This window comes from Paractinoplanes ovalisporus, from assembly GCF_016834655.1.
In the GTDB taxonomy this organism is placed as follows: Bacteria; Actinomycetota; Actinomycetes; order Mycobacteriales; family Micromonosporaceae; genus Actinoplanes; species Actinoplanes ovalisporus.
The window spans coordinates 112,648-132,195 of sequence record NZ_JAENHP010000006.1 but is presented as its reverse complement, the minus strand read 5'-3'; the positions used below and the strand labels follow the sequence as shown (position 1 = coordinate 132,195).

The window sequence follows — 19,548 nt, the reverse complement described above, 5'->3', positions numbered from 1 at the left end:
AGCGGCTCGTGAAACAGTTCACAAGCGCGCCAAGTCGGAGTCTAGGACGGCCATTGAAGGTCGTTCGGGTTAGGGAACCCTAACTGTTTCAGCTGGGTGAATTGCCCTGTGCGAGAACTCTGTCCGCCGCCGTGCGGGCGTCACCGTCCAGGTACTCGCGGAAGTTGCCGCCCATCGCCTTGTCGAGGGCGACGATCAGGTTGTCGACCAGCTCCTGGGCCAGGTCAGGGTCTTCGGCGGCGACCATCCGGAGCCGGGTGGCCAGCTCCATGCCGCGGCGCTCGCCGGCGTCGCGTTCGTCGATCGCGATGTCGATGTCGGTGTCTTCGAGTTGCCCGAAGGTCGTCATGAGCCGAGCCAAACAGGCCGTTCGCCGTTTCGCGGCAAAAGGCGTATTTATCCCTCTTCAGGCCGGTCTTGGTGGCCGGGTGCAGCTTTCGGCCTTGGTGGCCCGGTGCAGCTCCTAGGCTTTGGGGCGCGGTGCAGCTCCTAGGCTTTGGTGGCGCGGTGCAGGGCCACGACACCGCCGGTCAGGTTGCGCCATCCGATCCGGCTCCACGGTCCGGCCGCGGCGATCCGCGCGGCCAGGGCCGGCTGGTCGGGCCAGGCGCGGATCGATTCCGCGAGATAGACGTACGCGTCGGGGTTGCTCGACACCCCGCGGGCGACCGACGGCAGCGAGCGCATCAGGTATTGCATGTAGACGGTGCGGAACGGACCGAACGTCGGGGTGCTGAACTCGCAGATCACGAGCCGCCCGCCGGGACGCGTGATCCGGGCCAGCTCACGCAACGCGCCCTCGATATCGACGACGTTGCGCAACGCGAACGAGATCGTCACGGCATCGAACGTCTCGTCGGCGAACGGCAGCTTCAACGCGTCACCGGCGACCAGCGGGACCTGAGGGCGTACGCGACGCCCGGCCCGCAGCATGCCGGTGGAGAGGTCGGCCCCGACGGCGAAGGCACCCGAGCGACCCAGTTCGTCGGTGGAGATGCCGGTGCCGGCGCCGACGTCGAGCACCCGCTCGCCCGGCCGCAGACCCAGGGCCGCGCGGGTGGCGCGGCGCCAGCCACGGTCCTGCCCGAAGGAGATCACCGTGTTGGTCAGGTCGTACCGCTCGGCCACGCCGTCGAACATCTCGGCGACCTCATGCGGCTGCTTGTCCAGATCTGCGCGCGTCACGCGTCAACTGTCTCACCCGAGACACAGATCGGGCGGGATGGGTAACCATCCCGCCCGATTCCTTGTGCGTTATATATACGACCGCCATCGGTCGGGTCCGCGACCATCACCGGTATGAATCCCCGGCTCTGCGTCAGGAAGTTCTCAGGCCTTACGCAGGCAACGTAACCGCCTGTGGAACACCCGCAACAGAGGTTCACAGGGCTCGTTACGAAGGAGATACCCGCCCTCCACAGTTTGGGGAGGGCTACCTGACCGAACGGTCAATGGCGGTACGTCTCTTCGGCTTTTCGGGCTTCTACTGGGCCTCGACCAGCGGCAGCTGGGTGCGGCCGGCGCCGCCCCCGGGCATCGCGATCGACGAGAAGTGCGAGACCACGCGGTCGTCGGTCGGGTCGTCGGCCGGCGTGTGGTGCACCGCGAGGTGGCGGTAGAGCGTGTCGCGCTGGGCCGGGATGCGGTCGGCCGTGCGGATCATCCAGATCAGCTCGTGCAGGTTCGACCGGTGCCGGGCGCCCGCCGAGGAGATGACGTTCTCCTCCAGCATGATCGAGCCCAGGTCGTCCACGCCCAGGTGCAGCGAGAGCTGGCCGACGTCCTTGCCCGTGGTCAGCCACGACGCCTGCAGGTGCGACACGTTGTCGAAGAACAGCCGGGACATGGCCAGGAACCGCAGGTATTCCATGGTCGTGGCCTGGGTGCGGCCCTTCAGGTGGTTGTTCTCGGGCTGGTAGGTCCACGGGATGAACGCGCGGAAGCCCCCAACCTGGTGGCCAGTCTCCACCGCGTCGTCGCGGTAGCCGTTGGCGACGGCCAGGTCCTGCACGTCGCGGATCATGCGGATGTGCTCGATGCGCTCGGCGTGCGTCTCGCCGGTGCCCATCATCATCGTCGCGGTCGACGACAGGCCGTGGCGGTGCGCGACCGCCATCACCTCGAGCCACCGGGCGCCGCTCTCCTTGAGCGGGGCGATCGCCTTGCGCGGCCGGTCGGGCAGCATCTCGGCGCCGGCCCCGGCGATCGAGTCGAGACCCGCGGCCTTGATGCGCAGCACCGCCTCCTCGATCGAGACGCCGTCGACCTTGGCCATGTGCAGGATCTCGCTCGGGCCGATCGAGTGGATCGCGAGCTGCGGGTAGGCCTGCTTCACCGAGGAGAAGAGATTTTCGTAGTACGCCACACCGAACTCGGGGTGGTGACCGCCCTGCAGCATCACCTGGGTAGCGCCGAGATCGACCGCCTCGCCGCAGCGGTGCAGGATCTCCTCCATCGGGTGGGCCCAGCCCTCCTTGTGCTTCGGGGCACGGAAGAAGGCGCAGAACTTGCACGCGGTGACGCAGACGTTCGTGTAGTTGATGTTGCGGTCGATCAGATAGGTGACGATGCCCTCGGGGTGACGCCGGCGGCGCACCGTGTCGGCGGCCTCGGCCAGCGCGTGGAACGGCGCGTCGGTGTAGATGAGCAGCGCCTCCTCGGGCGTGATCCGTCCGCCGTCAGCGGCGCGCTGCAGGATGCTGTCGATCTCCGGGTTCGCCGTCACGTAGTCGAGATTACGTCCCCGGCTCCCTCGCCGTCAGTCGGCACGTTGCGTGGCGATGAGCACTCCGAGCCCGTCCAGCACTCGGTCCAGGCCGAACGCGTACGCATGATCGGGGTTGATCGCGGCCCCCTGCGCCTCGCCCGCCGCCGCCCCGACGCGCGCGGCCGTGGGATAGGCCTGCTCGTCGAGCACGACGGCCAAGGCCGGGCCGTTCACCTCCCACCACCCGGCGTCGTCGCGCGCTTCGGCGGCGGTCCGGGCCGACGACTGCACGAACCCCAGCAGAAAGGTCAGGGCCGCGTCGGTGGCGACGTCGTCGAGGCCACAGCCCGCGAACGCCGTGAGCTCGTGTTCGTACTTCGCCATCAGACCCGGGCCCAGCGGCGGGCGACCGGCGGGCAGGTCGGCCGCCCACGGGTGCTCGGCGTAGAGGCGGCGGTTCTCCTCGGCGATCGCGGCCAGGCGGTCGCGCCACGGCTCGTCCGGCCGGTCCACCCGGGTCATCGCGAGGTAGACGCGGTCGAGCATCAGTTCCAGCAGCGTCGCCTTGTCGGGCACGTAGGTGTAGAGGGTCATCGGGACGACGCCCAGCTCCTGAGCCACCCGGCGCATGGAGACGGCCTCCAGCCCCTCGGCGTCGGCCAGCGCGATGCCGGTCTCGACCACGCGCGACACGCTCAGGCCCGGGCGGCGGCCCCGCCGCTTCTCCCCCGCCTCGGGGAACCACAGCAGATCGATGGTGCGTCGAGCCTCGGCCACGGGGTGGCACTCCTTTCTTGTACGCCGTATTATGTACGGCGTACAGACTTCCGTCCTCGGGGGAGGCGACCTGTGACGATCACTGTTGACGACGTGCCCCGCTCGTTGTCCGTCTCTGGCAAGTTTCTCGTGATTCTCCGCGTGAGCTGACGTCGGAGGCCTCCTGTGCATCCTCAGCCTTGGAAGACGCGCGGCCGGCGTCGCTCTTACGGTCGTCGCCGCAGGTCACGGTTCGCCGCACCCTGGGACTCCGTTCCGGAGGTCGGCTTCACCCCCAAGACCTCGGCGACCCTCGTGCGGCTGCTCGACGTTCTCGCGATCCGCGGCCTGCGACGACGCAGTCCGCGAACGGGACCTCCGCCACAGGGCCGGTCCGCGTCCGCTGATCTGTTCCGTATGGTTCGACGCCTCGACCCGTCCGGGTTCTCCTGCGGTTCGGTCTCACGGCTGACGGCGAGGGCTCTGCCGCTGGCCGATCCGCTCTGGGTGGAGTGGCGGCCGGGTCGCGAGTCGTTTCGGCGGGCCCGGGTCGTTAGTCTCGATGCGTTCTTTCAGGGGGTGGGTGTGCTCGTCGTGCATGGCGGCTGGGTGCCGGGCACAGACCGGCCGGGTCAGCTCGCGCTCTGGGCCGAAGATCCGGATCTCCCGTCGACGACCCGGTCCCGGGCCCAGCAGCGGCCGCATCCGTTCGCGCCCGGCGCCGAGGCGCTGCTCGCGGAGCTGACCGAGACGTCCGACGACGTCCGCGACGCGCTGACCAAGGCGGTCGCGGGGTCGCTGACCCTGCGGCTGCCGAGCTCGGCCCGAGGCCCGCTCCCTTCCCCCGACACCGGCGTCGAGTCGGCGAGCCGCGGGGTCCGGCTGGCCGAGTGGTCGGTGCCGGTCCTGCTGCTGCCGGGTGACGCCGCGCTCGCGGCCCTCGCCGCGCTGGCCGAGCCCGACCCGGCCGGACCGTGGCTGGCCGGGTCGTCGCTGCGCTACCTCAGCGTGCTGGCCGGTCACGCCTGCGACCTGGCTCGCCGGGGCCGGATGCTGCCCCAGCTGGTCACCGAGGCGGGTGTCGCGACCGCCCGCTGGCGTCCGGTCATCACCGGGGCCGACGCCGCCACCTACCGCGACTTCGCCGCCGCCATGCCGGCCGTGGTCCGTTCCCCGGTCCCCGCGGGCACCGGCGACGCGACGACCGCCGCTGCGGCGGCCAAGACAACGGCGGCCGAGTCAGCGGCGGCCGAGTCGGCGGCGGCCGAGACAGTGCCGGCCGAGGCCCGCGCGGCCGACGCCGGAGTGGCCGTCACGCTGCGCGATGCGCTGGCCTCGCTGCTCGACGGGGCGGCCCGGGCGGTCATGCCCGAGCGGATTCTGCTGGGCCACCGCACCGGCCCCAAGGGACCCCTCGCCGACCGGTGGATCGCGGCGCTCACCGCGGCCGACCCGGCCCTGCCCGGGGCCAAGCCGGCCGAGGAGCGCGAGCTGCGCGAGGCGCTGACCGAGTGGCTCCGCGCGGCACACGAGGCCAACGGGCCCATCCGGGTCAGTTTCCGGCTCAGCGAGCCCGAGGTCGGCAGCGACGCGTGGGGGCTGGAGTTCGCGCTGCAGTCGGCCGAAGACCCGAGCCTCTACCTGAGCGCCGCCGACGTGTGGGAGGGCGGCCGGTTCCCAGGGCTGCCGGCCCGGCCCGACGAGACGCTGCTGGCCGGGCTCGGGCGGGCCGTGCGGTTGTTCCCGCTGCTCCACCTCGCCCTGCAAGACCAGGAACCGGACGGGCTCGAGATCGACACCGGCGAGGCGCACGAGTTCCTGCGTCAGGCCGCGCCGCTGCTGCAGGCGGCCGGGTTCGGTGTGCAGCTGCCGGCGTGGGCCGGCCGCAAGGGGGTCGGGCTCAAGCTCACCACCCGGTCGAAGTCCCGCAAGGGCAGCGCAACGCGAGCCGTGGCCGATTCCGGGTTCGGTCTCGACGACCTGGTCGACTTCAAGCTCGACCTGGTGATCGGCGACGGGGTGGTGACCGCGGAAGAGCTGGCCGAGCTGGCCCGGCTCAAGGTTCCGCTGGTCCGCGTGCGGGGGCAGTGGGTCGAGCTCGACGACCGTCAGCTCAAGGCCGCGCTCAAGGCCGTCGGCAAACGGCGGGAGGGTGAGCTCACCGCGGGCGAGGTGCTGCAGCAGGTCATGGACGGCGGCGAGGAAGATCTGCCGCTGGTCGAGGTCGACGCCGACGGGATGCTGGGTGACCTGCTCTCCGGGCAGGCCGCCGAACGTCTCGCGCCGGTGCCGACGCCGGCCGATTTCCAGGGCACGCTCCGGCCCTACCAGGAACGCGGTCTCTCCTGGCTGCACTTCCTGTCACGCCTGGGGCTCGGCGGCATCCTGGCCGACGACATGGGCCTCGGAAAGACGGCCCAGACCCTGTCGCTGCTGCTCGCCGAACGGGCCGAAGCCGGTGCAACCGTCACCGCCGACGCGACCATCACTGCCGCGGCAACCGCCGACGCGACCGTCATGGTCGCCACAACCGCTGGCTCGAACGTCGCTGCCGCCACAACCGCCGACGCGGCCACGCCGTCCCCGGCCGGTTCGCTCGTCGCACCGACGCTGCTCATCTGTCCTATGTCTCTGGTGAGCAACTGGCAGAAGGAGGCGGCCCGGTTCGCGCCCAGCCTCCGGGTCTATGTGCATCACGGCGGCACGCGGCAGCGCGGCGAAGACTTCGACGTGGCGGTTCGCAACGCCGATCTGGTGCTCACCACGTACGGCACGGCTGTTCGCGACATCGAGGCGCTGCACAGAGTCCAATGGGGACGCGTAGCGTGCGACGAGGCGCAGGCCATCAAGAACAGCGGCACCCGGCAGGCCCAAGCCGTGCGATCGGTCCCGGCCCGCACGCGTCTCGCCCTCACCGGCACGCCCGTGGAAAACCACCTGGCCGAATTGTGGTCCATCATGGACTTCTGCAACCCGGGCCTGCTCGGGCCGGTCAAGCGGTTCCGGCGCCGGTTCCAGGAACCGATCGAGGTGCGCCAGGACGAGGACGCCGCCGCCGCGTTGAAGCGGGCGACCGGGCCGTTTGTGCTGCGCCGGCTGAAGACCGACAAGACGATCATCTCGGACCTGCCCGAGAAGAACGAGATGAAGGTCTGGTGCACGCTCACGCCCGAGCAGGCGACGCTCTATCAGGCCGTTGTCGAAGACATGATGGAGGCGATCTCGGGCAGCGAGGGCATCCAGCGGCGCGGCAACGTGCTGGCCGCGATGACCAAGCTCAAGCAGGTCTGCAACCACCCCACCCACCTGCTCAAAGACGGCTCCCGGCTGCCGGGTCGCTCGGGCAAGCTGGCCCGGCTCGAAGAGCTCGCCGAGGAGATCATCGAGGACGGCGACAAGGCGCTGATCTTCACGCAGTACGCGGAGTGGGGTTCGCTGCTCCAGCCCTACCTGGCGGCACACCTCGACCGCCCGGTTCTGTGGCTCCACGGTGGACTGTCGAAGCCGAAGCGGGACGAACTGGTCGAAAGGTTCCAGAACCACGACGAGCCGATGCTGTTCCTCCTGTCGCTGAAGGCGGCCGGCACCGGGCTCAACCTGACCGCCGCCAACCACGTCGTCCACTTTGACCGGTGGTGGAATCCGGCCGTCGAAGACCAGGCGACCGACCGCGCCTTCCGCATTGGACAGTCGCGCAACGTGCAGGTGCGCAAGTTCATCTGCTCGGGGACGCTGGAGGAGAAGATTGACGCGATGATCGAACGGAAGAAGGCACTCGCGTCGTCGGTCGTCGGCACCGGCGAAGACTGGATCACCGACCTCAGCACCGATCAGCTGCGCGAACTGTTCGCGCTCGACCCCGCGGCGGTGCGCTGACATGCCGATCGACCCCAATGGACGGTTCTTCGAGACCGCGCGGCCCATCGAGGTCGAGGGCGGCATCGCCGTGCGGGCTAAGCGCGGCAAGATCGGCGACAGCTGGTGGTCGCGCCGGTTCGTCGACGTGCTCGAGCAGATCTGCGACGGGGGCCGGCTCGCGCGAGGGCGGGCCTACGCGCGCAAGGGCCAGGTGATGGACTTCGCGCTGACGGCGGGTCGGGTCACCGGCCGGGTGCAGGGCTCACGGCCGCAGCCGTACGAGGTCACGATCGACATCACGGCGCTCGACGAAACACAGTGGACCGAGCTGACGGATGCGCTGGGCTCACAGGCCCTCTATCGTGCGGCTCTGCTGGCGGGCGAGATGCCCCACGAGATCGTCGAGCTGTTCGCCGCCCACGAAGCGCCCCTGTTCCCCGATCGTCTCGACATCCGGTGCAGCTGTCCTGATTGGAGCGTGCCCTGCAAGCACGGCTCGGCGGTGCTGTACGTGCTGGCCGAGGCCTTCGACACCGACCCTTTCCTGGTGCTGGCCTGGCGCGGCCGCCCGCGCGAGGCGCTGCTCGACGCGCTCCGCGGAACTCCCGAGCCGACGCCGCCGGTCGACCCCCTCGCGGTTGAAGAGTCCCCTTTGGAGGAACACCTCGCCGACTTCTACACCCCCGCGATCAGCCTGAGCCGCTTGCGCGAGCGCCCGTCCCGCATCACGGCCCCGCCTGAGCTGCTGTTGCGCGCCCTCGACGCCCCCGCGATCCGCGTCCGTCACATCCCGCTCGTCGACCTGCTACGCCCCGCCTACCGCGATTTGGCCGCACCCCCACCCGAGGCGTGAGCGCCGCTGGGCTTGCACGGGCGGATCGGCGCCGAGCCTCCGAACCCGCTTACCGCGACCGCGCTACCGGCGGCGACCGGCCAGGCTCCGGCGAACTGCTGCGGCAGGACCTCGACGCGCCCCCACCTGAGGCGTGAGCGTCGCTGGACCTGCACGCGTGGATCGGCAGCGGCGGCGCCGAGTCTCCGAACTGGACGCTCGCCGCACGCCGGTACGCCGCGAGGCGTTACGAGATCTGCCCATTGTGGATGGTGAAGTCGCTCGGGTCGTAGGGCTGTGTTCCTTCGGCGGCGTCCCAGCGTGCGGCCAACGGCATCAGGTTGGTGACGGCGACGCTGCGGATGCCCTGTTCGGTCGGCAGCAGAACGCGGATGCGCGGGTGGTAGTCGAACAGGATCTGACGGTCACGGCCGCACGGGCCCACCGTGCCCCGCTCGCAGTTGCCCACGGCGACGATGGTTGTGAACTCGCGTCCGCCGGAGGCCCGAGCGTTTCCCAGGGCCACGAGTTCGGCGCAGGGGCCGCCCAGGAAGTGGTAGATGTTGATACCGCCGAACATACGCCCGTCCGCCTCGCGCACCGCGGCGCCCATGGTGTGCACCCCGAACTCGCCGTCGGTGTTGGCGTCCACGATCTCCCGCGCGAACTCGATCAGGGCCAGATCGTCATCGGTCAACTCACGCATGGGAATGTCCACCGGCCGATTCTAGATTCGGGGCTGCGAGGTCGGCGCTGAGCGATCGAGGGCCAGGAAATGCCGGCGATGCCCCCAACGGGTAGCGAAGTCGGCGCTGTGCGGTCAGGGGCCGGGAAATGGCGGCGATGCCGCCAACAGGTAGTGAGGTCGGCGCTATGCGGTCAGGGGCCAGGAGTCGCCGGCGGCGTGGGACGCGTGGCTGGTCGGGGTGAAGACGTCGACGGGGGCGGGGCCGGCGTTCCGGGCGGTGGTGCCGTCGACGATGACGCCCGCCGTCTCGGGGATGGCCAGGACGGCGACGTTGTGACTCGTGGCCCACGCCGCCGCCGTCGGTGACTGGTCGGGGGTGAAGTGGGGGTAGACCACGTATCCGGCCAGCAGGTCGGCGCCGGCGGTATCGGTCAGGCCGATGTCGTTGGGGTCGAGGATGCCGGCGATGTCGATGTCGGCGCCCAACAGGATCGCGCCCGCGCTGCCGCCGTAGATGTGGCCGCCCCGGGCCAGGAAAGCGCGCAGGGCGGGTAGGCGATCGCGGACCGCCGCCACCAACTCGTACGTGTTTCCGCCGGGAATGACCAGGACGTCCACATCAGCGAGTTCGGAAGCGGGCGACGCGATGACGAACTCGCCGCGCGGGTGGAGGGCCTGGCGGAACCACTGTTCGACGTCGGGATGGCGGCTGCTGGGCATCGCCTCGGGCCAGAGCGCGATCCGGCGGCCGGGGAGGAAGACCTCGTCCCACAGTTTCGCCTCGTCGTTCTCGCTGCCGCCGCCCCCGAGGAAGATCATGCGACAAAGGTACGGCCCCACCACGAGTCGCGGTGGGGCCGATCTCAGCGCGGACTGTCAGCCTTTCCGCCACTTCTGGTTGGCCGCGCCCAGGCAGTCCCACAGATGCAGGCGGGCGCCGTCGTTCGGGTTCACTTCCTTGATGTCGACGCAACGGTTGGCCTGAGGGTTGACCAGGTCACCGGCCCCGCTCAGCACGAACTGCTGGGCCGCCGTTCCGTTGCAGGTGTAGAGCTGGATCGGCGTGCCGTTGGCGGTGCCCGCGGCCTGCACGTCCATGCACTTGCCACCGGCCTGCAGCGTGCCTCCGGTGAAGGTCCACTTCTGGGCGCCGGAGTTGTTGCAGGTCCACATCTGCAGCGGCGCGCTGTCGACGAAGTTCGAGCTCGGCACGTCGATGCACTTGTTGTTGAGCGAACTGATCACCGGAACGCCCGTAGGCTGCGGGTTGGTCGGGCCGCCGCCACCGGTGAACGGCGTCAAGTGGATGCCGGCCGAACGCGGGTCGCCGTCGTGCACGAGCGACTCGAACGCGCCGACGTCGTCGAAGGCGAACGCGTACGCCTTGCCGTCCTGCATGTTGGCGTGGATCACCTTGGCGTACACATTGGTCGGGTTGTTCTTGTAGAAGTCGGCCGCGTTGGTGCTGGGCTGGGTGTCGATGGTGCCGAGCGTGCCCCGGTTGAGCGCGGCGCAGAGCGTACGGGAAATCGGTCCGACAACCAGGTCGTTGGGCGCGGGCAGGTCGCCGTCGCAGCCCCACACCGACGCCGACGACGGCCGGTTGAACGACGCCACCTGCGCGCCCGACGAGTTCGTGAAACGCATGACGTTGCCCGAGGTGCGCCCGGTGTAGCGCGTGTTCGGCTGGTCCGCGAACGGCACCACGGTCAAGTTCTTCCCGGTGTACGCGTTCCAGGCCGACGCGATGTACGGGTCGAGGTACGTGGTGCTCATCAGGCCCGCGCCCGCCGCCTTGCCCGGGGCGAGCACCCGCAGCACCGTGCCGTCCGAGCGGGAGTAGACCGTGCTGCCCAGACCCGCGTTGCGGATGCCGTTGATGATGTTGTCGCGCCCGTTGGCGACCAGGTCACCCGTACGTTTGGTGGCGCCGTTGGCCCCGGTGACCGAGACCGCGTGCGGCACCGCGAACATGTCGACCTGCGAGCTGTTCAGCCACAGACCCGAGTCGTTGTAGGTGAACTCGCTCCAGTCGAACAGGATGTCCCGGTTCGCGTCGCCGCCTGCCCACGGCGCCGGCTGCACCAGACCGTCCGGGGTGAGGAAGAACTTGAGCTTCTGCCCGAGCGAGAAGTAGACCCGGCCCGAGAAGCCGCGCGGGAAGTTGATGGTGGTCGACCCGCCGTTGCCGGCGCCGTTGATGGCGACGTCGGGAGCGGGCGCGGGCGGGATGGCGCCGCCGGTCCACGGGCTGAACGTGCCGCCCTGGTTGACGTAGCCGAGGCGGCCGGACGACAGCTGGATACCGATGACGTACAGGTAGACGGCGTCGCCGCGTCCGGTGTTGTTCGAGACGGTGACGGGCAGGATGTTCGGGCCGATGGCCTGGGCCGTCGGCGGGGAAACCGCGACCGCGATCGGCACGGTCATGGCCAGGGCGGCCAAGGATCGCAGGAACTTACGCACGGGGAACACCATCCGTTTCAAGGGGGAACGGAACGGGGAGAGCGCTCTCAGAAAAGAGTCCGTTTTGTTTCCGAGCTGTGTCAATAGACGGGTGCCGATGTGATGGCGTCCCGGGCAAACGTCGGCCCGAACGGGCATAGGGTCGTGCTCATGAGTGAGATGAGCTACCGCCGGCTGGGCACCTCGGGCCTGGTCGTCTCCGTGGTCGGCATCGGCTGCAACAACTTCGGCCGCAAGCTGGACATGGACGGCACCCGCGAGGTCGTCGACGCCGCGTTCGAGGCCGGGATCACGCTGTTCGACACCGCCGACCGCTACGGCACCGACCCGGGGGCCTCCGAGGAATGCCTCGGCGCGGCGCTCAAGGGCCGCCGCGACGAGGTCATCGTGGCCACCAAGTTCGGGCTGGACGTGGGGCGGCTCAACGGCAACGACTTCGGCGCCCGGGGCTCGCGGCGCTACATCGTACGGGCGGTCGAATCGTCACTGCGGCGGCTCGAGACCGACTACATCGACCTCTACCAGATGCACGAACCCGACCCCCGTACGCCGATCGACGAGACGCTGTCCGCCCTCGACGACCTCGTACGCTCGGGCAAGGTGCGCTACCTGGGCAACTCCAACTTCGCGGGCTGGCAGATCGCGGACGCCGACTGGACGGCGAGGGCCGGCGGCCTGACCCCGTTCATCAGCGCGCAGAACCAGTACAGCCTGCTCCACCGCGACGTCGAGAAGGAGGTCGTGCCCGCCTGCGAGCAGTTCGGGCTGGGCCTGCTGCCGTTCTTCCCGCTCGACTCGGGCCTGCTCAGCGGCAAATACGGCCGCGACCAAAAGCCGGCCCCGGGCACCCGGTTGTCGCTCCCCCGCTACCAGCGCTGGGTCGACGGCGCCGACTGGGACACCATCGAGGCGCTCACCGCGTTCGGCGCCGATCGCGGGCACAGCCTGCTTGACGTGGCGATCGCCGGCCTGGCCGCCAAACCCGCCGTGACCAGCGTGATCGCCGGCGCCACGACCGCCGAGCAGGTGCACGCGAACGCGGCCGCCGGCTCGTGGGAGCTGTCGGCGGCCGACCTCGCGGCGCTGGATGAGGCCCTGGGCGCCTGAACCTAGAGGCCGAAGCCGCCCGACACCTCGATGTTCTGGGCCGTGATCCACCGGCCGTCGTCGCCGAGCAGCGCGGCGACGGCCACCCCGATGTCGTCCGGCTCGCCCAGCCGGCCCAGCGCGGTCTTCGCGGCCAGCATCGGAATGACCTCCGGGTACGCGTCGAACCCGACCACGCCGTCGGCATCCGCGAGCCGGGTGCGGGTCGGTCCCGGCGACACCGCGTTGACCCGGATCCCGCGACCGGCGAGTTCCTTGGCCAGCACCCGGGTCCACACGTTGAGGCCACCCTTCATCGCCGCGTACGCCGTGTAACCCGGATCGGCCTCACCCGTGGGCAGCGCCGAGTTGCTGCTGACGTTGACGATCGCCCCACCGTCGGCGAGCAGCGGCAACAGGGTCTGGGTGAGAAAGTAGGGCCCCTTGAGCAGCACCCGGTGGAACCGGTCGAACAGCTCCTCGGTCACGTCCTCGAACATCGCCATCCCGCCGAAGCCGGCACTGTTGACCAGGTAGTCGAAGGTGTCACGCTGCCATTTCTCCTGCAGCGCGCCCGCGACCCGCTCGCGGAACTCGGGGAACTCCTCGGTGCGCCCGACATCGAGCCGGAACGCGACGGCCGTGCTGCCCTCCTTCTCGACCGCGGCCACGGTGTCCTCGGCGCCCGCGGGGTTGCCGCTGTAGGTGACGATCACGCCGACTCCCCGGCGTCCCAGCTCGACGGCAGCCGCCTGGCCGATCCCCGAACTGCCACCCACCACAACCGCGACTCGCATAATTCAACCCCTCTTCCCGTACGGCGTAATTTCTCTCCTTCCATGTCACCAGGGCTCGGGGTTGTGGAGTAGAACGCGAGTCGCCCTTGCTTGCCCAATCCTCTCGATGTGCGGCAGGGTGGAACGGTGAGGTCAGATGGTGGCAGTCGGCTGGGCGAGTTGCGGGGCCTGTTGGATCGGCATGCGCGGCCGGAGGCGACCACGGCCATCGACGGCGTGCTGATCGGGCGGGCCATTACCGCGTACGAGAACAGCGCCTCGATGTCGGGAACCGTGCTCGCCCTCATCGCGCAGGGGGCCAAGACGCTCGCGCTCGGGGAACGAGTCTTCGAATATCGCGCCGGCCAATACCTGGTGGCCTCGATCGACCTGCCGGTGACCGGGCATTACACCGAGGCGCCGGCGCTGGGGTTCGGGCTGGTGCTCGACCCGGCCGAGATCGCGGAGATGCTGCTCCAGGCACCGGACGGTTCCCTACCACCGGTCACCGGAGCCCCGTCGGCCATTGCGGTCAGTGACGCCCCGGCCGAGTTGGTCGATGCCGCCGTACGGATGCTCCGACTGCTCGAGACCCCCCGCGACATTCCCGTGATGGCGCCGCTGATCCGGCGCGAGATCCTGTGGCGGCTGGTCACCGGGGAGCAGGGCGCGACCGTACGGCAGCTGGGCCTGGCCGACAGCAGCCTCGCGCACGTGGCCCGCTCGGTGCGGTGGATTCGCGACCATTACCGGGAGTCGTTCCGCGTCGAGGACGTGGCCCGCCTGGCCGGCATGAGCGTGTCGGCGTTCCACCGCAACTTCCAGTCGGTCACCGCGATGAGCCCGATCCAGTTCCAGAAACAGATCCGCCTGCAGGAGGCTCGCCTGATGCTGGCCACCCGCCCGAACGACGTCACCGGCGTCGGCCACCACGTCGGCTACGACAGCCCGTCCCAGTTCAGCCGCGAGTACCGCCGCCAGTTCGGCGCACCCCCGAGCCGCGACGCCGCCCGTTTCCGAGCCGACGCTCCGCTCGCCGCCCTGTCCGTGCCGTAGCAGACCGGCGGTCAGGGGCGTTGAGCGCCGGCCAGCAGGGCCTGCGTGGGCAACGCCAGCAAGCCGTCGTCCGACAGGTAGGGGGCGGTCAGCTCGTCGAACGCGGCCCTGATCTCGGCGATTACCGACGGCGGCTGGGCGGCCAGGATCAGGCCTGCGTTGCTCAACCCGGCCGCTGGTCCGGCCCACCAGTCGTCGGGGGCGATGTGCAGCGTCCACGCGATCGTGGTGCACGTGACCTCGGTCAGGCCGGCCGCGCCGAGCAGCGTGGACAGGCCGGATTCCGTACGGGGGAAGTCCTTCGCGGGCTCCAGGCTCGGCAACGACGAGGGCCGTTCGGCGCCGGCCGCGTCGAAGATCGACGACCACAGCTGCTGGGCCGTGGGCGGTGGTGACGGCCACACGGTGACGGCCACGCGCCCCCGGGAGCGGGTCACCCGGGCCAGCTCGGAGACGGCGGCGACCGGGTTGCCGACGTGGTTGATGACGAAGTTGGCCACCGTGGCGTCGAAGATTCCGGCCGGGAACGGCAGTATCGGCAGCGTGGCCAGGGCCGTGGCGCCGGCGGGCAGGCGCTCGGCGGCCAGGTCCAGCATCGACGGCTCGGCGTCGACCGCGGTCACGGTCGCGCCGCGGGCGGCGGCCAGGGCCGCCACCGTGCCGGTTCCGGTGCCGACATCGAGCAAGCGGTGTCCCTTGTCGACACCGGCCGCGTCGAGCAGCGCCTCGGCCGGGTGGGCGCAGAGGCGGGCGAAGCTGCGGTCGTAGACGGTGGCCCGGCCGGCCCAGCGGGCCCGCTCGTGCCCGTCGAAGTCGGGACTCATCATGATCCGTCGGACGCTAGCAAGAACGGGCAACGTGTATGAGCCCGCTTGACGCATCGACCGGGGACGACCGGAACGTGGGGCCTCCCGGGATGCCTGGTCGGACGCGACCGAAGCCGGGGACTCGAGCAGATCAGGACAACCCCGGTGTTTCTGGTGCGCGCGACCTCCCGTACGAAATCTCCTAAAGCGTCGTGACCACTCGCCGGCGGCGGAAGACGAAGGCCGCCACCGCCCCCGCGATCAGCAGGAGCGCCCCGCCCAGCGTGACCCACCCCACAGGCGCGCCGGTGACCGGGAGCCCGCCACCCTGACCGCCCCCGTCGGAGGTGACGATGATCGCGGCCCGGTTGTTCGTGGCGTTGGTGTCCTGGACGCCGCCGTCGACGACGACCGAGCCCTCACCGCGGCCGGTCGCCGTGCCGCCGAACTCGAACTCGACGGTCTCGCCGACCGCCGCCCCCATCTCGGGGAAGCAGGTGTAGACGAGGCCGTCGACGGTTCCGGCGCCCTCGAAGTCCCACTCGGTGGCGTCGGCGCCGGGCAGGCAGTTGATGTCCACATCGGTCAGTTCGAGAGCCGCGGGCAGGGTGACCTGGACGCTCGGGAACCAGGTGAAGTCGTCGTTGCCGGGGATCAGCGTGGTCGGGCCGTTGTTGCGCAGGCCGACGTTCAGGGTGACGCGGTCGCCCTCGGCGGTGGCGCCCACGGCGGCGAGGTCGGCGACCGACTTGCCGACGGCCACGCCGAACAGGGCGACGTTGTCGTCCTCGTTGATGTCCTCGGGCGCGTCGCCGTCGGTGATGTCCGAGGTTGTGCGCAGCGCGTTGAGGGTCAGCACCTTGCCGGTCTTCTTCCTGGCCAGCAGCGCGGCGTCGGCGTCGTTCACGCCGACGGCCATGACGGCGGCGGAGTACGTGTACGGGCCGCCCGCGTCCCGGTCAACCTTGATCTTGAGCGGGTCGCTGCCGGGGACGGTGAACGTCGAGCCGGGCGCGAATTCCTCGTCGAACTTGCAGATCACGCCGGCGCCGGAGTCCAGGTCTTCCTCGATGTCGTCGAGCGAGAGGCAGTTCCGATAGGCGCCGAGCGCGGTGAGACCGGCCTCGCCGAGCACCACGAGACCGACCGAGTCGACCGGTTCGGTGCCGGTGTTGTGCACGGTGATCGGCAGGGTCGCGGACTGGCCACGGCCGAGCTTCAGGCCCGGGATCGGTTCGATCTCGAGGTCGACGCCGCCCGCCGAGCGCACGACGGTCACCTCGGTCTCGAAGGCGCCCGTGGTGACGGTGAACGTCGAGGCCAGCTTGTCGCCGGTCACGCCGATCTTCAGGGTGAGGACCTTGCTGCTGGCGGGAGCCAGGTCGCCGACCGGGCACGAGGTGGCGTCGCAGCCGGCGGGCAGGGTGAGGGCGAGGGCCGGGTCTACGCCACCGAAGTCCACGCGCACGTTCCGGGCCGTGGTCCGGCCGGCGTTGAACACCTCGGCCCGGACCGTCTTGGTCTGCCCGGCGATCACCGCCACCTGCTCGGGCAGCACCACGCCGACCAGCGCTTCATCGGGCTCGGGCGCGGCCTGGGCGGGTGCGGCGAGACCGCCGAGGACCAGGGCGGCCACGGCCGCGGGAAGGGCGAGTCTGCGCATAGTCCGCGCAGCGTAGGACCTGCGCTGACAGAGATCAAACTTCGGCGAAAAGCGGGCCTTCGGCGGGCAACGGGGGCACCTCACCGCGAGCCGCCGCACGCCGGGCGAACTCCCGCACACCGGCGATCTGCCGCTCGCCGAGCGAGAAGTCGAGCGCCCGGAAGTACGTGGCCAGGGTGTCGGCGTCGAACGGCTCCCAGCGGGCGGCGGCCGCGGCCACCTCGTCGAGTTCGCCCAGGCAGAGGTCGCGCGAGCGCTGGAACGCCTCGTGCACGTCCTTGACCATGCCGGGGTGGGCGGCCGCGAAGTCCTTGCGGACGGCCCAGACGGCGAAGACCATCGGCAGGCCGGTCCAGTCGCGCCAGGCCTGGCCCAGGTCGACGACCTCGAGGCCCGAGCGGGGGGCCTCGTACATGGCGCGCAGGGCCGGGTCACCGATCAGCACGCCCGCGTCGGCCTCGATGAGCATCTGGGTGAGCTCGGGCGGGCAGCGGAAGTATTCCGGCTCGGCGCCGTACTTCTCGGACAGCAGCATCTGGGCCAGCATCACGCCCGTGCGGGAGGTCGAGCCGAGCGCCACCGGGCGGCCGTCGAGCTCGGCCAGCGGCCGGGTCGAGATCAGGTTGACGCTGAGCACCGGCCCGTCGCTGCCGACGGCGAGGTTGGGCAGCAGCAGCAGGTCGTCGGCGTGGCGCAGGTATTCCACCAGCGTGATCGGGCCGATGTCGAGGTCGCCCGCCACCAGCTGGGCGCTGAGCCGCTCGGGTGTGTCTTTGCGCAGGTCGACGTCGAGCAGGGCGCCGGACCGCATCAGACCCCAATAGATCGGGAGGCAGTTGAGGAACTGGATGTGCCCGACCCGGGGCCGACCGGCGCTGTCGCTCATGCTCCGACGCTATCCCGCACCGGTGGCGCTTCGCTCGTGGCTGGAACCGAAGGTGGCTCACGTCGCACCAGGGGGATGCTCGACAGGAGGATGACCAGGCCGAACGCCCCCGCCACGGCCATCAGCAGCCGCGGGTCGGCCACCTCGACGAGCGGGCCCGCGACGAGCAGTCCGATCATGCCCGCGCCCTGCACGGCGGCGTTCAGGGCGGCGAAGGCGCGGCCGCGGGCAGCGGAGGGAGTACGCCCCGCGACGATCACCGTGATGAAGACGTTGATGCCGCCGTTGCACACGCCACCGGCGATCCAGAGCGGGATCAGCCAGTACGGACCGGGCGCGGTCGCGCCGAGCACGAGGGGCAGGCAGGAACCGGCCACCACGACCAGCAGCGCGGGCACGGTGATGCGCCGTGGCGGGACCCGGCTGAAGATCACGTTGCCGAGCAGCATCCCGACGGTCCAGGAGGCCGCGACGAAGCCGAAGTCCGTGGTCGAGGCGCCGAGCGTGTCCCGGATGAAGAACACCTCGACGACCTGGATCAGGCTGACTCCGGCGATCGAGGCGGCCAGCACGCCGACCATGACGCTGAGCGTGCGGTCGTCGCGCAGCCGCCATGGCACCAGCGCCGCCTTTCCGGTTCCCAGACCCTTTCGGCGTGTACGCAGGGAGAGCGCGGCCACGACGAGCGCGAGGTAACTCGCCGCATCGAGCAGCAGCGGCAACCGGGCACCGGTCTGGCCCACGAGGATGCCGGCCAGGGCGGGCGCGACCAGCATGCCGATGTTGCCCGCGGTCTGGGTCAGGCCGCTCGCCTTGGCCAGATCCTCCCGGCGGGCGATCTCGGGCAGCAGGGCCCCCAGCACCGGTTGGGTGAACGCCAGTCCGCAGGCCAGCAGCGCGACCAGCCCGATGATCGCCACCGGATGGGTGGCGAAGGCGAGGGCCAGGCAGACGGCGGCCTGCAGCAGCGGCACCACGGCCAGGATCGTCCGGCTGTCGGCCCGGTCGGCGAGGCGGCCGGTGATCGGCGCGAGGACGGCCAGCGGCAGGCTCGCCGCGAGCATCAGCCCCGAGACGGCCAGGCCGCCGTGGCCGCCCTGCTGGAGCACGAGCGCCAGCGTGGTGGCGGCCAGGAAGTCGCCGCAGACCGAGACCGCGCGCGATCCCGCCACGACGTACACGTCACGCCAGCGCGTGTCATCGCGAGATGTGAAGGACATACTTCGAAAATAATCCTTCACGTCTCGCCGGCGCTAGAGCGTGCGAGGTTTATGGGGCTTCGTCGGGATACGCCATGTAGGTGAGCTGGACCCGGCGCGCCCCCGCCGGCGGATCTTCCTGCCGTCGGCGGGCCCGGTACGGATCGACCAGCGCGTTCAACTTCTCGCTGAGCTCCCGCAGCTCGTCGACCGTGAGGAGAAGCTGATGACTGCTGAGCGTGGACGTCTCGAGCCAGTCCTCCGGCTCGCTCGCGGCGCGGGCGATGAACTCCCGGGCCCGGGCCATGTCGCGCTCGAGGAAGATGTCGACCAGCGCCGCCCGGGCCGACGCGGTCTCCGGGTCGTTCCGGTCGGTGTCGATCCGCAACCCGGTGCTCGTGCTGCGCCAGACCCGCTCGCGCCCGTCACCTCGGCTGGCCGCCTGCTCCACGAGCCTATACTTGGCCAGTTCCCGCAGGTGATAGCTGGTCGCGCTGGGCGAGAGATGCACCAGTTCCGCACACTCGGTCGCCGTCACGGCGGCCCCGGTGCTGTTCAGATGCTCGACGATCGCGATCCGCGCCGGATGGGCCAGAGCCCGCATCACCTGCGGGTCCGTGATCCGCATCCCGCCGCCCCGCCCACGCTCGTCCGTCATGCGGCCAGATTAATTCGGTGGAGGCGGACGCTTCACGTGGCGTAACGTGGACGGCCGCTTGACGGCCGTGGTGAGCATGCACCGCAGCGGACGTCCCTTCGCGCCGGGCGG

General features: G+C 70.4%; 17 protein-coding genes. 4 read left to right on the top strand and 13 right to left on the bottom strand.

The window, feature by feature from the left end; all coding sequences use genetic code 11:
• Positions 1-88: 88 nt before the first annotated feature.
• From JIG36_RS20655 to JIG36_RS20640, 4 genes are all read right to left on the bottom strand, one after another.
• Positions 89-349 (bottom strand): hypothetical protein, encoded by a 261-nt coding sequence (locus JIG36_RS20655; RefSeq protein ID WP_203377988.1) that lies wholly within the window; start codon positions 347-349, stop codon positions 89-91.
• Positions 350-489: 140 nt separating this feature from the next.
• Positions 490-1,185 (bottom strand): demethylmenaquinone methyltransferase, encoded by a 696-nt coding sequence (locus JIG36_RS20650; protein WP_203377987.1) that lies wholly within the window; start codon positions 1,183-1,185, stop codon positions 490-492.
• Positions 1,186-1,483: 298 nt separating this feature from the next.
• Positions 1,484-2,725, bottom strand: coding sequence for a cyclic dehypoxanthinyl futalosine synthase (gene mqnC, locus JIG36_RS20645; RefSeq protein WP_203377986.1), 1,242 nt, complete (start codon positions 2,723-2,725; stop codon positions 1,484-1,486).
• Positions 2,726-2,758: 33 nt separating this feature from the next.
• Positions 2,759-3,484: a TetR/AcrR family transcriptional regulator gene (locus JIG36_RS20640; protein ID WP_307872819.1), complete on the bottom strand. Its 726-nt coding sequence runs from the start codon at positions 3,482-3,484 to the stop codon at positions 2,759-2,761.
• Positions 3,485-4,048: 564 nt separating this feature from the next.
• On the opposite strand from JIG36_RS20640, the gene JIG36_RS20635 reads away from it, so the two are divergent.
• Positions 4,049-7,339 (top strand): DEAD/DEAH box helicase, encoded by a 3,291-nt coding sequence (locus JIG36_RS20635; protein ID WP_203377984.1) that lies wholly within the window; start codon positions 4,049-4,051, stop codon positions 7,337-7,339.
• Between the two features lies 1 nt (position 7,340).
• Positions 7,341-8,174: an SWIM zinc finger family protein gene (locus JIG36_RS20630; RefSeq protein ID WP_203377983.1), complete on the top strand. Its 834-nt coding sequence runs from the start codon at positions 7,341-7,343 to the stop codon at positions 8,172-8,174.
• A gap of 226 nt (positions 8,175-8,400) precedes the next feature.
• Here JIG36_RS20630 and JIG36_RS20625 read toward each other — a convergent pair whose 3' ends face one another.
• From JIG36_RS20625 to JIG36_RS20615, 3 genes are all read right to left on the bottom strand, one after another.
• Entirely contained in the window at positions 8,401-8,871 is a 471-nt protein-coding gene (locus JIG36_RS20625; protein WP_203377982.1) for a cytidine/deoxycytidylate deaminase family protein, read from the bottom strand.
• A 153-nt stretch (positions 8,872-9,024) separates the two neighbouring features.
• Positions 9,025-9,660 carry a Type 1 glutamine amidotransferase-like domain-containing protein gene (locus tag JIG36_RS20620; protein ID WP_203377981.1) on the bottom strand — a complete coding sequence of 212 codons (636 nt, stop codon included), beginning with the start codon at positions 9,658-9,660 and terminating at the stop codon, positions 9,025-9,027.
• A gap of 57 nt (positions 9,661-9,717) precedes the next feature.
• Positions 9,718-11,319: a beta-1,3-glucanase family protein gene (locus tag JIG36_RS20615; RefSeq protein ID WP_203378253.1), complete on the bottom strand. Its 1,602-nt coding sequence runs from the start codon at positions 11,317-11,319 to the stop codon at positions 9,718-9,720.
• 138 nt (positions 11,320-11,457) lie between these two features.
• On the opposite strand from JIG36_RS20615, the gene JIG36_RS20610 reads away from it, so the two are divergent.
• Entirely contained in the window at positions 11,458-12,414 is a 957-nt protein-coding gene (locus tag JIG36_RS20610; RefSeq protein WP_236047834.1) for an aldo/keto reductase, read from the top strand.
• A 2-nt stretch (positions 12,415-12,416) separates the two neighbouring features.
• On the opposite strand, the gene JIG36_RS20605 is transcribed toward JIG36_RS20610, so the two are convergent.
• Positions 12,417-13,190, bottom strand: coding sequence for an SDR family NAD(P)-dependent oxidoreductase (locus JIG36_RS20605; RefSeq protein ID WP_203377980.1), 774 nt, complete (start codon positions 13,188-13,190; stop codon positions 12,417-12,419).
• Between the two features lie 126 nt (positions 13,191-13,316).
• Here JIG36_RS20605 and JIG36_RS20600 point away from each other — a divergent pair, with 126 nt between their 5' ends.
• Positions 13,317-14,225 (top strand): AraC family transcriptional regulator, encoded by a 909-nt coding sequence (locus JIG36_RS20600; protein ID WP_307872818.1) that lies wholly within the window; start codon positions 13,317-13,319, stop codon positions 14,223-14,225.
• Between the two features lie 11 nt (positions 14,226-14,236).
• Here the strand turns inward: JIG36_RS20600 and JIG36_RS20595 are convergent, their stop codons facing one another.
• The 5 genes from JIG36_RS20595 to JIG36_RS20575 all read right to left on the bottom strand — a co-directional run bounded on the left by JIG36_RS20595 (position 14,237) and on the right by JIG36_RS20575 (position 19,437).
• Positions 14,237-15,052: a class I SAM-dependent methyltransferase gene (locus JIG36_RS20595; RefSeq protein WP_203377979.1), complete on the bottom strand. Its 816-nt coding sequence runs from the start codon at positions 15,050-15,052 to the stop codon at positions 14,237-14,239.
• Between the two features lie 181 nt (positions 15,053-15,233).
• Positions 15,234-16,694 (bottom strand): LPXTG cell wall anchor domain-containing protein, encoded by a 1,461-nt coding sequence (locus JIG36_RS20590; protein WP_203377978.1) that lies wholly within the window; start codon positions 16,692-16,694, stop codon positions 15,234-15,236.
• A 34-nt stretch (positions 16,695-16,728) separates the two neighbouring features.
• Positions 16,729-17,580 (bottom strand): menaquinone biosynthetic enzyme MqnA/MqnD family protein, encoded by an 852-nt coding sequence (locus tag JIG36_RS20585; RefSeq protein ID WP_203377977.1) that lies wholly within the window; start codon positions 17,578-17,580, stop codon positions 16,729-16,731.
• A complete protein-coding gene (locus JIG36_RS20580) occupies positions 17,577-18,800 on the bottom strand; it encodes an MFS transporter (RefSeq protein ID WP_203377976.1) in 1,224 nt (407 codons plus the stop codon). Before JIG36_RS20580 ends, JIG36_RS20585 begins: the two co-directional genes overlap by 4 nt.
• A gap of 49 nt (positions 18,801-18,849) precedes the next feature.
• Positions 18,850-19,437 carry a helix-turn-helix domain-containing protein gene (locus JIG36_RS20575; protein WP_236047831.1) on the bottom strand — a complete coding sequence of 196 codons (588 nt, stop codon included), beginning with the start codon at positions 19,435-19,437 and terminating at the stop codon, positions 18,850-18,852.
• Positions 19,438-19,548: the final 111 nt, after the last annotated feature.

What these genes read in the sequence shown, in the direction of transcription:
- JIG36_RS20655 (WP_203377988.1), bottom strand. Translation starts at nt 349, where the DNA reads ATGACGACCTTCGGGCAACTCGAAGACACCGACATCGACATCGCGATC.
- JIG36_RS20630 (WP_203377983.1), top strand. Translation starts at nt 7,341, where the DNA reads ATGCCGATCGACCCCAATGGACGGTTCTTCGAGACCGCGCGGCCCATC.
- JIG36_RS20620 (WP_203377981.1), bottom strand. Translation starts at nt 9,660, where the DNA reads ATGATCTTCCTCGGGGGCGGCGGCAGCGAGAACGACGAGGCGAAACTG.
- JIG36_RS20615 (WP_203378253.1), bottom strand. Translation starts at nt 11,319, where the DNA reads ATGGTGTTCCCCGTGCGTAAGTTCCTGCGATCCTTGGCCGCCCTGGCC.
- JIG36_RS20610 (WP_236047834.1), top strand. Translation starts at nt 11,458, where the DNA reads ATGAGTGAGATGAGCTACCGCCGGCTGGGCACCTCGGGCCTGGTCGTC.
- JIG36_RS20605 (WP_203377980.1), bottom strand. Translation starts at nt 13,190, where the DNA reads ATGCGAGTCGCGGTTGTGGTGGGTGGCAGTTCGGGGATCGGCCAGGCG.
- JIG36_RS20595 (WP_203377979.1), bottom strand. Translation starts at nt 15,052, where the DNA reads ATGATGAGTCCCGACTTCGACGGGCACGAGCGGGCCCGCTGGGCCGGC.
- JIG36_RS20590 (WP_203377978.1), bottom strand. Translation starts at nt 16,694, where the DNA reads ATGCGCAGACTCGCCCTTCCCGCGGCCGTGGCCGCCCTGGTCCTCGGC.
- JIG36_RS20585 (WP_203377977.1), bottom strand. Translation starts at nt 17,580, where the DNA reads ATGAGCGACAGCGCCGGTCGGCCCCGGGTCGGGCACATCCAGTTCCTC.
- JIG36_RS20580 (WP_203377976.1), bottom strand. Translation starts at nt 18,800, where the DNA reads ATGTCCTTCACATCTCGCGATGACACGCGCTGGCGTGACGTGTACGTC.
- JIG36_RS20575 (WP_236047831.1), bottom strand. Translation starts at nt 19,437, where the DNA reads ATGACGGACGAGCGTGGGCGGGGCGGCGGGATGCGGATCACGGACCCG.